Source organism: Streptomyces tatrensis, from assembly GCF_049310065.1.
Lineage (GTDB): Bacteria > Actinomycetota > Actinomycetes > Streptomycetales > Streptomycetaceae > Streptomyces.
Genome location: NZ_JBMDLB010000011.1, coordinates 525,082 through 539,137, shown reverse-complemented (window position 1 = coordinate 539,137; position 14,056 = coordinate 525,082). Strand labels below are relative to the sequence as shown.

13 protein-coding genes are annotated in these 14,056 nt (G+C 73.1%); 2 read left to right on the top strand and 11 right to left on the bottom strand.

Annotation, left to right across the window (positions count from 1 at the left end):
• Positions 1-379: 379 nt before the first annotated feature.
• The gene (locus ACODT5_RS18095; protein WP_422520338.1) at positions 380-1,705 is read right to left on the bottom strand and encodes a cytochrome P450; all 1,326 of its coding nucleotides are present in this window, start codon (positions 1,703-1,705) and stop codon (positions 380-382) included.
• Positions 1,706-2,096: 391 nt separating this feature from the next.
• On the opposite strand from ACODT5_RS18095, the gene ACODT5_RS18090 reads away from it, so the two are divergent.
• Positions 2,097-3,821, top strand: coding sequence for a chloride channel protein (locus ACODT5_RS18090; protein ID WP_422520337.1), 1,725 nt, complete (start codon positions 2,097-2,099; stop codon positions 3,819-3,821).
• 38 nt (positions 3,822-3,859) lie between these two features.
• Here the strand turns inward: ACODT5_RS18090 and ACODT5_RS18085 are convergent, their stop codons facing one another.
• The 4 genes from ACODT5_RS18085 to ACODT5_RS18070 form a co-directional block, all read right to left on the bottom strand.
• Entirely contained in the window at positions 3,860-4,702 is an 843-nt protein-coding gene (locus tag ACODT5_RS18085; protein WP_422520336.1) for a hypothetical protein, read from the bottom strand.
• A gap of 95 nt (positions 4,703-4,797) precedes the next feature.
• A complete protein-coding gene (locus ACODT5_RS18080; protein WP_422520335.1) occupies positions 4,798-5,412 on the bottom strand; it encodes an NIPSNAP family protein in 615 nt (204 codons plus the stop codon).
• A gap of 70 nt (positions 5,413-5,482) precedes the next feature.
• Entirely contained in the window at positions 5,483-6,175 is a 693-nt protein-coding gene (locus tag ACODT5_RS18075; RefSeq protein WP_422520334.1) for a peptidoglycan recognition protein family protein, read from the bottom strand.
• 95 nt (positions 6,176-6,270) lie between these two features.
• On the bottom strand, positions 6,271-7,272 hold the full coding sequence (locus ACODT5_RS18070; RefSeq protein ID WP_422520333.1) for a hypothetical protein: 1,002 nt from the start codon (positions 7,270-7,272) through the stop codon (positions 6,271-6,273).
• 319 nt (positions 7,273-7,591) lie between these two features.
• Here ACODT5_RS18070 and ACODT5_RS18065 point away from each other — a divergent pair, with 319 nt between their 5' ends.
• Positions 7,592-8,932 carry a D-alanyl-D-alanine carboxypeptidase family protein gene (locus tag ACODT5_RS18065; RefSeq protein WP_422520332.1) on the top strand — a complete coding sequence of 447 codons (1,341 nt, stop codon included), beginning with the start codon at positions 7,592-7,594 and terminating at the stop codon, positions 8,930-8,932.
• A 22-nt stretch (positions 8,933-8,954) separates the two neighbouring features.
• Here ACODT5_RS18065 and ACODT5_RS18060 read toward each other — a convergent pair whose 3' ends face one another.
• The 6 genes from ACODT5_RS18060 to ACODT5_RS18035 form a co-directional block, all read right to left on the bottom strand.
• A complete protein-coding gene (locus tag ACODT5_RS18060) occupies positions 8,955-10,034 on the bottom strand; it encodes a sensor histidine kinase (RefSeq protein ID WP_422520331.1) in 1,080 nt (359 codons plus the stop codon).
• Positions 10,035-10,044: 10 nt separating this feature from the next.
• Positions 10,045-10,752: a response regulator transcription factor gene (locus ACODT5_RS18055; protein ID WP_422520330.1), complete on the bottom strand. Its 708-nt coding sequence runs from the start codon at positions 10,750-10,752 to the stop codon at positions 10,045-10,047.
• 63 nt (positions 10,753-10,815) lie between these two features.
• Positions 10,816-11,532: a VanZ family protein gene (locus tag ACODT5_RS18050; protein WP_422520329.1), complete on the bottom strand. Its 717-nt coding sequence runs from the start codon at positions 11,530-11,532 to the stop codon at positions 10,816-10,818.
• Positions 11,533-11,638: 106 nt separating this feature from the next.
• Positions 11,639-12,418, bottom strand: coding sequence for a class I SAM-dependent methyltransferase (locus ACODT5_RS18045; protein ID WP_422520328.1), 780 nt, complete (start codon positions 12,416-12,418; stop codon positions 11,639-11,641).
• 39 nt (positions 12,419-12,457) lie between these two features.
• Positions 12,458-13,390: an ADP-ribosylglycohydrolase family protein gene (locus ACODT5_RS18040; RefSeq protein ID WP_422520327.1), complete on the bottom strand. Its 933-nt coding sequence runs from the start codon at positions 13,388-13,390 to the stop codon at positions 12,458-12,460.
• 130 nt (positions 13,391-13,520) lie between these two features.
• On the bottom strand, positions 13,521-13,940 hold the full coding sequence (locus ACODT5_RS18035) for an MmpS family transport accessory protein (RefSeq protein WP_422520326.1): 420 nt from the start codon (positions 13,938-13,940) through the stop codon (positions 13,521-13,523).
• Positions 13,941-14,056: the final 116 nt, after the last annotated feature.

The following is a 14,056-nucleotide window of genomic DNA, read 5'->3' as shown; positions in this document are numbered from 1 at the left end:
GTCGGGATCGGCACGGGTCCTGGGATCGGCACGGGTCCTGGGATCGGCACGGGCGTGGGCGGCCGGGTGCCGGACCGCAGAAGCGGTCCGGCACCCGGCCGCGGGGCCGGCACACCGCTCGTGCCCGGCCCACCCCGTCGCCGACCCGTCCGCCGGCGTGGGGCGCCTTCAAAAGGGTGGGCTCGGGCCGGACGGGCGGCCAGGGACTTTGGTCCCGAGGCGGGCGGCTGCAGGTACTCGGTCCCCGCGCAGGTCCACGGCCGACCGGGCCCGCCATCCCGCCAATCGATGATCGAAAAGCCCTGCTGCCATCAACTTCCGGCGATTCCCGGCCCGGAACCAGCCAAGGCGCGGAAGGGCCGACGAGCGGTGATCCCCGTCACGAACGGACGGCGAGCGTGACGGGCGTCGGGCCGTCCGGACGCACCGTGATGCTGTAGGCGGCCCCGTCCGGGACGGACCGGAAGGTAGGCGCATGGGCCGGCAGCAGGTGTTCCAGCAGCACCGTCGACTCGCGCAGCGCGAATTGCAGCCCGAGGCAGGCGCGGGGACCGATGCCGAAGGGCACGTACGCGCCCGGGACGGCCGGCCGGCCGCCCGGCGCGGTGAAGCGCGTCGGGTCGAAGCGCTCGGGATCGGGCCACAGCGCCGGGTCGCGGTGCGCGAGGTAGGGGCAGACGATCACGTCGGTGCCCGCCCCGACGGCGTAGCCCGCCAGGACGTCGTCCTCGACGGCGTGCCGGGGCAGGATCCAGGCGGACGGATACAGCCGCAACGTCTCGTTGACCAGGGCCTGGATCGCCTCCCGGCGCTCCGCCGAGCCCTCGCCGCCCGCCGCGAGGGCCCACGCGCGGGCCTCGGGATGGCGCTCGAGCAGCAGGTACAGCCAGGTCAGCGTGGTGGCCGTGGTCTCGTGCCCGGCGACCAGCAGCGTGACCAGCTCGTCGCGGATCAGCCGGTCGGTGTACTCGGGCCGCTCGGCGGACGCCTCCACCAGCAGGTGGAGCAGCCCCGGCCCGTCGGGACCCGCGGCGCCCCGGCGGGCGGCGGCGATCGCGTGATGGGCCACGGCGTCGATCCTGGCCAGATCCGCGGCCACCGCCTCCCCGGCGTCGGCGGAGTCGGCGGGCAGCGTCGGCAGGGCCGCCACCACGGCCGCGACGGAGCCCAGTTCGCGCTCGGTGTCCGCGTCCAGGGCGTGGCCGGTCAGGGAGCGCCAGATGGTGTCGAGGGCGAAGCGCCGCATCTCCTCGCCGACGTCGAAGACCTCGCCGGTACGGGCGTACGCGGCCCAGCGGCCGGCCGTGATCCGCGCGGCCTCGGCGATCCGCTGCTCGTAGCGGCGCATCCCGGTCCCCGTGAACTGGGACTGCAGGAGCCGCCGTTGCCGCTTCCACGCCTCGCCGGTCGCGGAGAGCACGCCCTCACCGACCAGCAGCCGGGCCCGGTGCGAGCGTTTGACGTAGCGCTGCGGATGCAGGGCCAGCACGTGCTGGATCGCCCCCGGACCGGTGACCAGCACGGTCGGCCGGTCCCCGGGGCCGTCGCCGAGCCGGAACGCGCCGACCCCGCCGAGCCGTCCGCACACCTCGGCCAGCAGCTCGACGAGCTGGCCTCCGCCCGCCCTCCACCGCTCCACGACGGAGGGGTCCAGCTCGGGGACCGGGGGAGTGAGGCGGTCCACGGGACCGGCTTCGATGGCCATCGGTGCTCCCCTGTTCGTCCGTTGGTCCGGTCGCCGGCCGGGTTGTTCCGCCGGGGTCCGCCGGGTTCCGCCCGCGCCGGGCCGGCGGCAGCACGGACTGTACGGGACCGGGAACGGACGGGGGTCGGCCTTCGGCCAGGCGGCACACCGTCCCGGACGGACCGGCGCCGGACGGGTTCTGACGGCTCGGCGACGGCCCGGCGACGGCCCCGCGACGGGCCCCGCGACAGGCCCTGCGCCGGCCTCCGCCCCGGGCCCTACGCCGGGCGGGTGTACCTCCGGCCCGCCTCCCGGCCGAGGCGCGAGGCGGCCCGTTGGATGGGGGTCCGGGGGATCGTGGTCAGGGGCCGGGGCGCGCGATCGGCAGTGGATCGGTTCCTGAGGAGTGGAGATGGGCCCGTTCTCGGCGGACGCGGCACGGGACGCGCTGAACCGCACCCAGGCCGCGATGCTGCTGCCCGCCGTCCTCGTGGGCGCCGGGTCGGGACTCGGCGCGGTGGGCTTCCGCTGGCTGATCGAGGTCTTCACCCGGGCGCTGTCCGGCCACGACGACTACTCCTCCGCCGGCCACGCCGACAACCCGTACGTGCCCTGGCTCGGACCGTACTTCGTGCTGCTCGCCCCCGTGGTCGCGGGCGCACTGTACGGACCGCTCGTCTACCGCTACGCCAAGGAGGCGCGCGGCCACGGCGTCCCCGAGGTGATGTACGCGGTCGCCCGCCAGGGTGGCCGGATCCCGCCCCGGGTCGCGGTGGTGAAGTCCCTGGCCTCCGCGCTGTGCATCGGCGGCGGCGGTTCCGTGGGCCGCGAGGGGCCCATCGTCCAGATCGGGGCCGCCCTCGGCTCCACCGCCGGAGCCCTCCTGCGCGTGCGCGAGGAACGGATGCGGCTGCTGGTCGCCTGCGGCGCGGCCGGCGGCATCGCCGCCACCTTCAACGCGCCCCTGGCCGGCGTCTTCTTCTCGATGGAACTGATCCTGCGCGATTTCACGGCCCGCGCCTTCGGCCTGGTGGCCGTCTCCGCGGTCACCGCCAGCGTGATCGGACGCGAAATCCTCGGCGACGAACGGTTCCTCGACTTGGCGCCGGTGAACGCCGGCCACCTGGCCGCGTACGCCCTGTACGTACTGCTCGGTGCGATGGCCGGGGTCGTCGGGGTGCTCTTCACCAAGGTGCTGTACGGGGTGGAGGACCTCTGCGACTCCGTCTGGCACGGCCCGGAATGGCTCCGTCCGGCCGCCGGCGGCATCGTGCTCGGTGCGATCCTGCTCGCACTGCCCGAGATGTACGGGGTCGGCTACCCGGTCCTCGGCAAGGCCGCGGTGGGCGGGTACGCGATCGGATTCCTGCTCGTGCTGCTCATCGGCAAGATCATCGCGTGCAGCGTGACCATCGGGATCGGCGGCTCGGGCGGCGTCTTCGCGCCCAGCCTCTTCGTCGGCGCCATGCTCGGCAGCGCCTTCGGGCAGACGATGGACCACCTCGCCCCCGGAGTGACCGGCTCGGCCACGACCTACGCCGTCATCGGGATGGGTGCGGTCTTCGCCGGTTCGGCCCGCGCACCGATCACCGCCGTCGTCATCATCTACGAACTGACCGGCGAGTACGGGATCATCCTGCCGCTGATGGCCGCCGTCGCCGTCGCCACCGGAGTCAGCCACGCCCTCAGCCGGGACACCGTCTACACGGCCAAACTCCGCCGCCGCGGGGTCGACCTGGACCTGACCGGCCCGGCGGCGATCGAGGTACGGACCGCCATGGGACCACCGCCGCCCGCGCTCGCGCCCGGCACCGGACTGCGTGAGGCGATCACGGCGATGATCGAGGCGGGCGCCGACCGTCTCCCGCTCGTCGACCGCCACGGCCACTACGCGGGTTCGGTGGGTGCGCCCGCCCTCTCCCAGGCCCTGCACGCAGGACTCTCCGAGAACACGCCCGTCGAGGAGCTACGGGACCACCCGCCCGCCCTGCTCGCCGGCCAGTCCCTGCAGGAAGTGCTGCCGCTCCTCGCCGCGAGCGAGGGCGACGGACTCCCGGTCCTCGACGAGGAACGGCTCCGCCTCCTGGGGTGGGTCTCCCACCGCACGGCCCTGCTGGCCCTGCACCCGCAGGCCTGATGCGGCGACAGGCCCGGGGCGCCTGCCGGGAGCCGGTGTCAGTACGCGCCGATGGACCAGAAGACCCCGACCTCGTCGTCGGACGCGGCGATGAGGCCCAGCTCTTCGAACAGGTAGAGGCCCCTGATGTACTCGCCCGTGAGGAACTTGTGGGACTTCGTCCCATCGAGGCCGGCCTGAACGAAGTCCCGGGCGGGGTCCGAGGCCGCGTCCAGAGCGTTCGTGAAGAATCGGGCGTCCGGGCCGTAGCGGTCCAGCAGGAACCGTGCGTCGGCCAGCAGGGCCTCGCGATCCGGCCGGCTGCGGACGGGCGTGCAGTGGCCCCACTCCTCCGCCATGACGGCGAGCGCGGTGACGGCCCCCGCCGGCTCCAGCTCGTGCAGGCGGTCCCGGAACCCGGCGGCGGGCGGCGGCTCGAAGGGGTACGCCGACCCGGCGTACCCGGCATCGTCGGTGCGCTCGCCGTCGATCCGAAGCCAGCCGCGCGGGTCCGGCACCTGGCGGTGCATCACGGCGAGCACGTCCTCGGCCCAGTCCTCGTGCCGGCGCGGACCGGTGGCGAGGAAGACGTTCGGGTCCTCCAGCAGGCGCAGGGCCGCCGCGTTCCAGGGGCTGCGGCGCCGCCACAGCTCCATGGTGGTGGTGCCGCAGCCGAGGGCGAACGCGTAGGCCGGTGAGCGCGGGATGCCGGCCAGCTCCCCGTACCCCCACCGCAGGAGCTCCGAGGCCGCACCGTCCGCGGCGGCCTCGACGAGCTCGCGCGGCGGCTCGGGGACGACGGCCGGGTTTCCCCGGTGGAGTTCGTCGGCTGCCTGGCGCAGGTCATAAAGGTGGGCGTCGAGGAGGTCGAGGGCCGTGCGGTCGTCATAGGGCGTGCTCACGGGCCAACCCTAGGCCGTCTCATCCCGATGTCGCTCCCCCCGGCGGTAGTTGAGGGAGACGCGGGATCGACCGGCAGGGTCCGGGGGGAATCGGCCTACGGTCGCAGCGCCCGGACGGGCTCCAGCCGGAGCTGCCGAGGAGCCGACTTCAGCCGGAGCGAGAGGTCCGGCAGGCGCGGTGCTTCCTGCCCCGCCGTGAACCACAGCAGGACGTCCTCACCGGTCCGGACCGGCAGTGCGGGGAAGGTGTTCTCCGCGTGCTCGGTGAGGTGTACCGCCTGCGCGGGCGTTCCGGCGGCGGCCAGGGCGGGGCGCAGGTGCCGGTCGAAGTGGTCGGCGAAGGCCGTGGGGTCCAGGGGGTGGCAGATGGTCGCCACGACGGGCCCCGTGGTGGCCGGGGCGGCGAAGCCCGGTCCGCGCAGCAGGAGCACATCGTCCGAGTCGATCATGGTCGCGTTGGCCGCCGCGCGATGGGCCTGCCAGACGGGGCCGCCGTAGAAGGCGTGCAGTGCCCGCGCCCGTGCCTCCATGTCCGGGAAGCTGCGCAGCCAGACGAAGCGGTCCGGGTCGTCGAGGTCCCGGAACCGGCCTCCCAGGGTGATGCCGGCCGCCTCCTGCCCGGTGACGAATTCCCGCTCGAAGAGGTCGACCAGGGTGTCCCGGGCGCCGGGGTGGAGGGTGTACTGCCGGAGTTCGACGATGACGTTCATGGTCCGGATGCTAGAGCCGGTCCACTGACACCTCCTGTCAGTGGACCGGCGGAACCATCCCCTGGGCGGCTCACTGCACGCCGGGCAGCCGCTCGCGCACCCGGCGCATGATCTCCGCGCGCTGCCCGGACCGTAGGGTGCCGGGGCATGCGTGCCCGCCCCAGGCGGCGCCGCCCATGGCGTGCACCCCCAGACCCGGCTGGTCCGGGCGGTCGCTGACGGCCGGCGGCCAGCCGTGCGAGCCGGCGCCCCAGGCGTAGATGCGGGCGACGGCGTCGACCTGCGCCTCGGTGAGCGACCGGGTCGCGAAACCGGAGGTCTCGACCGAGGCCCACGACCCGTTGCCCTCCACCTGGGCCCAGGCCCCGTCCAGGACGGACACGTACTGCTCCGTCTCCCCGTCCCGGGAGACCCAGAAGTGCGAGGAGGTCTTGATCCCGGGGGCGTTGAACCGCTCGTACAAGGAGCCCTCGCCCTCCTGGACGTGCAGCACGAGCCCGCGCTGCGCATCGCGCTCGCCGGGGACGAAGTTGCGCTCCAGGGGGACCTTCGACACCCCGGGCATCCATCCGGACGCGGGAGGGGCGGTGGGCGAGGCCCCGGGTGGTCCCGCCCCCGGGCCGCGGTGGTCGTCGGTCCGTCCGGAGCCGGCGGACCGGGCGGCCAACAGTGAGCAGGCGGCCGTCGTGAGGAACAGGGCGCCGCCGCCGGCGAGCAGACGTCGCCTCGACGGAGCCGGGGGGCCGGGGGTGGTGAGGCTCATAGGGGTGTCCGGTTCCTGGTGGTGCCTTGCGTGGGGGAGTGGGTGATTCTTCGGGCCGCTCATGATGGGGGCGTGATCGTTTGATGATCGTTTGACTACGGGTGCCGGTCCGGGCCGAGCCGGACGGATTGTGACCAACTGGTCATCCAGTGCGCATCACCTGCGCATATGAGGCACGGAGACTGGCTGGTGATCCAGAACGGCACGAGCAAGGCGGTGTACGGCATGACGGCGGTACCGGTGGAGGGCGAGGAGCCCGACGCGACGAAGGACGGGCACCCGGCGAGGACGCCCGGCGCGCCCGACGCGCACACACCGACCCCCGCCCAACGGCCCACACCCGACCCCGCACCCGCATCCCGGCCGGGCCCGGAGCCGCACACCGTGCCCGCTCCGAGGACGGTTCCCGGGACGCCGACCGCGCCCGACGCCGCGCCTGCGACCGCTTCCGAGCCGGATTCGGGGTCCGAGCCCACGTCCGAGCCGGAGCCCACGTCCGAGCCGACGCCAACGTCCGGGGCGGCCCCCATGTCCGGGGCGACGCCGACGGCTTCGTCCTCCACCGCATCTGCGGCCATGCCGGACCCCGCAGCCGAGGCTGGGCCCGCGCCTGCTTCCCGGGCCGGGGCGCGACCCGTGCCCTCGTCCGTGCCCGCGTCCCGGGAGACGCCCGAGCCCCCGGCCGGGGCCGGGGCCGCAGCTGAGGCCGCGTCCGCACCCGGGCTCCAGCCCATCCCGCCGACCGGGGCCGAGCCCACGCTTTCGTCGGCTTCCGAGCCCGCGTCCGGCGGCGAGCCTGAGGCCGCGTCCGACCCGGAGCCCGTGTCTGCGTCCGAGTCCGCGGCCGTGCCTGTCTCGGGTCGGGTGTCGTGGCCGGTGCGGGAGTCCGGATCGGATCCGAGAGTCGTTGCTGAGGGGGCTTTGCGGGGCTCGCCCGCGCCCGGCCCGCTGTCGCGGCCGGAGGCGGAGTCGGGTCCGGGTGTCGACCAGGCGCCGGACGCGTTGACGGCAGCCGGTACCGGTACCGGTACCGGTACCGGTACCGGGATCCCTCCTGAGTCGGACTCCGAGAGGACGAGCACGTTCATCGCGCTCAAGCCGCTGGACGAGGCCCCCTCGCCTTCGGTGCCGGCATGGGCGTCAGGGGCGGCCGCAACGCCAAGGCCCGCGGCGGCGCCCGTAGGACCCGCCCCGGCCGTGCCGAAGGCGGCGCATGCCCCGGCTCCGGGAACCGTGCCGACGCCGGGTGCCGTCCCGGTTCAGGGAACCGTGCCGACTCCGGGACCGGTACCCGCCCAGGCTCCGGGAACTCCGGCATCCGCCACGGCTCCGGCAGCGGCTCCCGCCTCGGGGAGGGCTTCCGGGCCAGGGGCCGCCCACACCCAGGTGCTCGCTCCCTTCCCCTCGCCTTCCCCCTTGCCCGCCCCCGAGGGGACCACCGAGCAGCCGTTGCCGGCGCTCGATCTGCTCGCGCAGCTCACCAACACCCCGCCGCCGCCCGCGACCCCCGGTCGGACCGTGGCCCGGCGGGTTCGGATCTGGGTGCCGCCGCTGCTCCTGCTGGTCGCCGTACTGGCCGTCGTACAGGCGCTGCGGCCGCTGCCCGACGCCGTCCTCACCAGTGGGGGCGCCGCGTCCTCCGTCACCCTCGACGGGCGTTTCGACGTGCCGTGGCCGGAGAAGGGGCAGGCCGCCGTACGGATCGGCGGCGCGGGCGACGTCGGCACGTTCGGGGAGCAGAAGCCCGTGCCGACGGCCAGCGTCGCCAAGGTCATGACGGCCTACGTGATCCTCAAGAACCACCCGCTGAAGAAGGGCGAGGACGGCCCGCAGATCGAGATCGACGCCAAGGCCGTCGCGGACGGCACCTCTGCGAGCGAATCGCGCATCACGGGTCTGACGGCCGGCACGCGCTTCTCCCAGCAGAACATGCTGAAGATGCTGATGATCCCCTCGGGCAACAACATCGCGCGTCTGCTGGCCCGTTGGGATACCGGAAGCGACTCCGAGGCCGCCTTCGTGGAGAAGATGAACGCCGAGGGCAAGGCGCTCGGCATGACCTCCACCACGTACACCGACCCGAGCGGGCTCGACGCCAAGACCGTGAGCACCGCCGTCGACCAGCTGAAACTGGCCGAGGAGGTCATGAAGTTCGACGCGTTCCGGGCGATCGTCCAGCTGCCCAACGCCACCATCCCGGGGCTGCCGGAGAAGCTCATCAACAACAACGACGACCTGCTCATCGCCGGACTCAGCGTCAAGGGCATCAAGACCGGCTCCAGTTCGGCGGCCGGCGGCGCGCTGATGTGGGCGGCGTACAAGACGGTGGGCGACAAGACCCCGATGATCCTCGGCACGATGCTCGACCAGCACGTCACGGGCGCAGACCCCGACGGCGCCAACAGCCTGAAGCTGGTCAAGCAGAACAGCAAGAAGGTCATCGAGGCCGTCCGCGCGGCACTGACCTCGGCCGGCGCGGTCAAGAAGGGCCAGGTCGTCGGCTACGTGGACGACGGGCTCGGCACCCGTACCCCGGTGGTGGCCACCCGGGACGCGGCCGTCGTCGCCGTACCGGGCCAGCAGCTCGAACTGCGTCTGGCCGTAGGCGAGAAGGGGCTCCCCGAAGAGGCGCCGGCCGGCACCGAGATCGGGGTCCTGACCATCGGCACCGGGCCGGGCGCACCGACGGTCCCCGTGGCACTCCAGACGGACCTGTCCGCCCCGTCCCTCGGCACGAAGCTCGTACGCCTGCGCTAGCGCGGCACCCGGGAGGCGTTGCCTACCGGATGCCGGGGAGGCGGACCGTGACGAGGAGGCCGCCGGCGGGTCCGGGGGCGAGGTCCAGGGTTCCGGCGTGGGCGCGGACGATGCTGTGCACGATCGCCAGGCCGAGGCCGACACCGGCGTGCTCGTCGGTGCGTACGCGGTCCGCCCCGCGCCGGAAGGGTTCGGTGAGCGTCGGGAGCAGTTCCGGTGAAAGCCGGGGGCCCGTGTTCTCCACCCGCAGCACGCTCGTGCCGCCGCGCTCCTCCGTGTGGACCGTCACGGTCCCGCTGGTGGGGAGGTTGTGGACGACGGCGTTCTGGACGAGGTTCGTCACCATCCGCAGCAGGAGCTCCGCGGAGCCGTCCGTCCGGGCCGGCCCGCCGGTGACGTCGAGGGTGATCCGGCGCTGCTCGGCGAGGGGGAGCAGGGTTTCGGCTGCTTCCTCGGCGAGGAGCGAGAGGTCGACGTCCTCGCGGGTGAAGTCCGCGCGGTCGCCGTGGCTGAGCAGCAGGAGCGCCTCGGTGAGGTCGATCGCCCGCGCGTTGACGGCGTGCAGGCGTTCGACGAGCTCGCCCCGGTCCCGCGTCGGGTCCTTGCGGGCGACGTCGAGGAGGGTCCGCGAGATGGCCAGGGGGGTGCGCAGCTCGTGGGAGGCGTTCGCGGCGAACCTCTGCTGTTCGGCCACGTGGGACTCCAGCTGTTCGAGCATGGAGTCGAACGCGTCGGAGAGTTCACGGAATTCGTCCTGGCGGCCCCGCATGTGGATCCGGTGGGACAGCGACCGGTTCCCGGCCGTCCGCGCCGCATCCGTGATCCGGTTGAGGGGTGCGAGCATCCGGCCGGCGAGGAACCAGCCTCCCACGAGGCCGAGCACCAGCAGGAACGCCAGTACCGCGGCCGCCCTCGGCGCGAAAACGCGCAGGAGGTTGGACCGGATCGGAAAGACATCGTGGATGGGCTTGTCGGCGGAGACGATGAGTGCCCGGTCGGGGACGTACCGCAGGAGGAACAGCCACACCGCGGCGAGCAGCAGGACGCCGGCGACCATGAGGAATCCGGCGTAGCTGAGGGTGAGTTTGGCGCGAACGCTCAACCCGGGCGCCCTATCCACGGCCTGCTCCCCGGTTCGCGCCCTTGCGCCCGGCCTCCGGCCGGGTGTCGATGCGGTAGCCGGCTCCGGGGACCGTGGCGATGATCCACGGTTCGCCGAGCCGCTTGCGCAGCGCGGAGACGGTGATGCGCACGGCGTTGGTGAAGGGGTCGGCGTTCTCGTCCCAGGCCCGTTCCAGCAGGTCTTCGGCGCTGACGACCCCGCCCTCCGCGGCGACGAGGACTTCCAGCACGGCGAACTGTTTGCGGGTCAGCGCCACGTAGCGGCCGTCCCGGAAGACCTCCCGGCGGAAGGGGTCGAGCCGCAGGCCCGCGATCTCGCGGACCGGCGGCCGGGCGTACGCGCGCCTGCGGTCGAGCGCCCGCAGCCGCAGGACGAGCTCCCGCAGCTCGAACGGTTTGGTGAGGTAGTCGTCGGCGCCGAGTCCGAACCCGGAAGCCTTGTCGTCGATCCGGTCGGCAGCGGTGAGCATGAGGATCGGGATGCCGCTGCCGGAGGCGACGATGCGGCGGGCGACCTCGTCGCCGGAGGGGCCGGGGATGTCGCGGTCGAGGATGGCGAGGTCGTAGGAGTTGACGCCGAGCAGTTCCAGGGCGGAGTCGCCGTCGCCGGCGATGTCGGCGGCGATCGCCTCCAGCCGTAGACCGTCACGGACGGCCTCGGCCAGGTAGGGCTCGTCCTCGACGATCAGTACGCGCATGCCCGAAGCCTAGACACCAGGACATATCGCCACCGTATGCAACGTGCGCGGCGGGTACGCGAGTCAGCCGGCCGCTACCAGCGCGGGGCCGGGCCGGTCCGACGGCTCCGGCGCCGCGGTGCGCCACCAGCGGCGCGAGGCCAGCGCGGCCAGGGCGGCGCCGGTCGCGTTGACCAGGACGTCGTCCACGGAGGACACCCGGTCCAGTTGCAGGACGTACTGCGCGGTTTCGACCAGGACCGAGCAGCCCGCCCCGAGGGCCAGGATCCGCGGCACGGAGGCGAGCGCCGCCCACCGCATGGGGGCGAAGAACCCCAGCGAGGCGAAGACGAGCAGGTTGCCGGCGATCCCGAGCGGCCCCATCGTGAGCAGGTCCCGTACCGGCACCAGGCTGAACCGGCCGGGGACGATCCCGGCTCCGGAGCCCGGCATCATCGTCATCCACACGAACGGCAGCGTCCCGTGCACCATGCCGACCTCGGCCAGCGACATCCGCCAGGCCAATCCGGTGCCGCCGCCGCCGGCTGTGCGCCGACGGCGGGCCAGGGCCCAGGCCACCAGCACGGCCAAGGGCAGGGTGACGAGGGTCATGAGCACCACGCCGTTGAACGTGTCGAAGCAGCCGTGCCACTGACCGGCCATGCACCGCGGGGCGGCCATCATGAGCATCCCGCGCAGGACGTGCAGGGCGTACGCCAGGCCGAGGGCCGCCAGGCCGGGGAGTACGGCCCTGCGCGTGCGGCGGCGCGGCGGCGGCGACGGGGATGCGTTGTGGTTCATGTTCCCAGGGGAGACGGTGGGCCGTTGCGGTGGCGTATGCGGTTTTCGATACGCCCGCAATACGCGAGCTGGACGAGCTGCATGAGCTGCACGCGATCCCCGTGCATCAGCGCACCACAGCCGGCAGGGGTACCTCGACGACGAAGAACAGGAAGCAGGTCTTGCTCGAAAGGTCGCGGAAGCCGTCGGGGAACAGCTCACGGGCAGCCGGGTCGGGCTGTGGTTCGCTGATGACGGAGAGCCGGAATCCGGCGGTGGTGAAGGCATCGGTCATCGCGTGCAGGGGCTTGCGCCAGAACTTCATCGGAACGGACTTCCCGCCGAACGTCCAGTCGAAGGCATAGCTGCTGCTCGCGAAGTAGTCGGGCCGGGGATCCTGGATCGTGTAGGCGACGAACGGGTGGTCCACCGACGCGATCAGCCGGCCGCCGGGCCTGAGCACGCGCCGCAACTCGGCCAGCGCCGGTCCCCAGTCCTCCAGGTAGTGCAGCACCAGCGACGCGACCACATCGTCGAACGCACCGTCGGCGAACGGCAGGCGGTCACGGAGGTCGGCCACGTGCAGGGCCGCGTCCTCACCCAGCCGCCGCCTTGCCAGCGCCAGCATCCCGGCGCTGGCGTCGACGCCGGTGACGACCGCACCGCGGTCGAGCAGGGCGGCGGTGAGGGGGCCCGAGCCGCAACCCGCGTCCAGGATCCGACGGCCGGCCACCTCTCCGGCCAGGGCCAGCATCGCGGGTCGCTCGTAGTAGGCGTTCACGAGGTTGTTCTCGTTCTCCGCCGAGTAGGCCTCGGCGAAGCCGTCGTAGTGGTTCGCCGGATCCAGGTCCTGGTCCGCGGACCAGGCGAAGCTTCCGGGTGCGTCGGCTGCGCGTTCAGGTTCCATCGCCGCAGCCTAGTAGTCACATGATCATCTGGACAGACCTCAGTGAGGCGGCGGCTCGGGGGTCCACCCGCTCCATGCCGGAAGGGCCTCGCGGGCGGCGATCCAGTCGGCCGGAACGCCGCCGGTGCCGGTACGGGCCGCGACGACCCCGCCCGCGATCGCGCACGTGGTGTCGCGGTCGCCCCAGCCGCCGACGGTCTGCCACAAGGCCTCCGGCAGGTCGTCCACGTGCCCCGCGGCGGACCACAGGGCGAACGGCACGGTGTCCGGAGCCGAGATCCGCCACCCCGAGCCCAGTTCGGACGCGGCACGGTGCACCGGCGTACCCGCGGGGAGGCCCGCGGCCACCCGCAGCCCGGACCCGACATCGCTCCCCGGTACGTACCCGGCGACCTCCCGGAGGAACTCGGCGCGGAGCGGGGCGTCCCGGCCCGCGCTCGCCGCCGCCAGCGCGGCGGCCACCGCCACGGCGACGGCGCCCGCGGCGGCCTCGGGGTGGGCGTGGGTGGCCTGTGCGGACAAGCGGGCCTGTGCGGCGGCTTCCTTCGGGTCGCCCCCGAACCAGGCGCCGAGCGGCGCGACCCGCATGGCGGCCCCGTTGCCGTAGGAACCCTGCCCGCCGAACTGCTCGGTGGTGACGCCCCGCCAGTCCTCGCCCGCGCCGATCCGCCCCAGCACCTCGTGCATGGACGCCCCGTACTTGCGCCCCGAATCCCGCTCGTACTCGGCGGCGAACTCCCGCGCCAGAAGGCCCGGCCGCACCTCACCGTGGGCCACCAGGTGGGCGAAGAGCACGAACGCCATGGCGGAGTCGTCCGTCCACCGCCACGGCGTGGGCCTGAGCCTGCGCGTCGCCCACTGCTCCTCGACGTTCTCGCCGGAGAGCGTGAACCAGCTGTCGCCGAAGGCATCGCCCATCACCAGCCCGTCCAGGGAGGCACGGGCGGATCGGGCGTACGGCGGGCTGCTCATCGGAGTTCCTTCGAACGGCGTACGGGTCGCGGTCGCGCCCATCCTCTCCGTCCGCGGTTCCCGCGCGCGAGCCGATTAGGTCTCGTCCACTGCAGGTTTGTCCACGCGGGGAGCGTCCACTCCGGGCTTGCTAGCCGGTGATCGGGGACACCGCGACGCAGCCGCCGGCCGTGGCCGCTTCGCCCTTGGCCTCCTTGATGACCTTGCCCTTGTAGATGACCTTGCAGGTGAGGTCGGCGGTGTTGTCGACCGAGCTGGGGGAGACGGCCGCGGGCATGATGCCGCGCAGCGTGACCGTCTTGGTCCAAGTGGTGCCCGGCTGCTCGGCGGTCGCGAGGTTCGGTGCGGTGGCCGTGCCGCCTCCGTCGTGGAAGGAGATCGAGTCGACGGTCTTGCCGGTGACCTCGTAAGTGACCTGGTAGGTCTCGTTCACGGCCTTGTCGACCTGCTCCACGGCCTTGTCGGTCGTACCGGCTGAGCAGCCGGCGGCGGCGAGGGCCAGGCCGGCCAGGGCGAGGGCGGAGCGGGTGACGGGGGAAGATTTGCGCATGACTGGAGGGTAAATTTAAAGAATATTTAAAGTCAATTCTGAGCGTGCAGACCCTGGCGATGTGGATGGATTGGGATCAATTCGGACGTTTGCGAACAGGAAAATGTGGAGGGTGG

What these genes read in the sequence shown, in the direction of transcription:
- ACODT5_RS18045 (WP_422520328.1), bottom strand. Translation starts at nt 12,418, where the DNA reads ATGGAACCTGAACGCGCAGCCGACGCACCCGGAAGCTTCGCCTGGTCC.
- ACODT5_RS18035 (WP_422520326.1), bottom strand. Translation starts at nt 13,940, where the DNA reads ATGCGCAAATCTTCCCCCGTCACCCGCTCCGCCCTCGCCCTGGCCGGC.
- ACODT5_RS18090 (WP_422520337.1), top strand. Translation starts at nt 2,097, where the DNA reads ATGGGCCCGTTCTCGGCGGACGCGGCACGGGACGCGCTGAACCGCACC.
- ACODT5_RS18095 (WP_422520338.1), bottom strand. Translation starts at nt 1,705, where the DNA reads ATGGCCATCGAAGCCGGTCCCGTGGACCGCCTCACTCCCCCGGTCCCC.
- ACODT5_RS18050 (WP_422520329.1), bottom strand. Translation starts at nt 11,532, where the DNA reads ATGAACCACAACGCATCCCCGTCGCCGCCGCCGCGCCGCCGCACGCGC.
- ACODT5_RS18040 (WP_422520327.1), bottom strand. Translation starts at nt 13,390, where the DNA reads ATGAGCAGCCCGCCGTACGCCCGATCCGCCCGTGCCTCCCTGGACGGG.
- ACODT5_RS18075 (WP_422520334.1), bottom strand. Translation starts at nt 6,175, where the DNA reads ATGAGCCTCACCACCCCCGGCCCCCCGGCTCCGTCGAGGCGACGTCTG.
- ACODT5_RS18055 (WP_422520330.1), bottom strand. Translation starts at nt 10,752, where the DNA reads ATGCGCGTACTGATCGTCGAGGACGAGCCCTACCTGGCCGAGGCCGTC.
- ACODT5_RS18080 (WP_422520335.1), bottom strand. Translation starts at nt 5,412, where the DNA reads ATGAACGTCATCGTCGAACTCCGGCAGTACACCCTCCACCCCGGCGCC.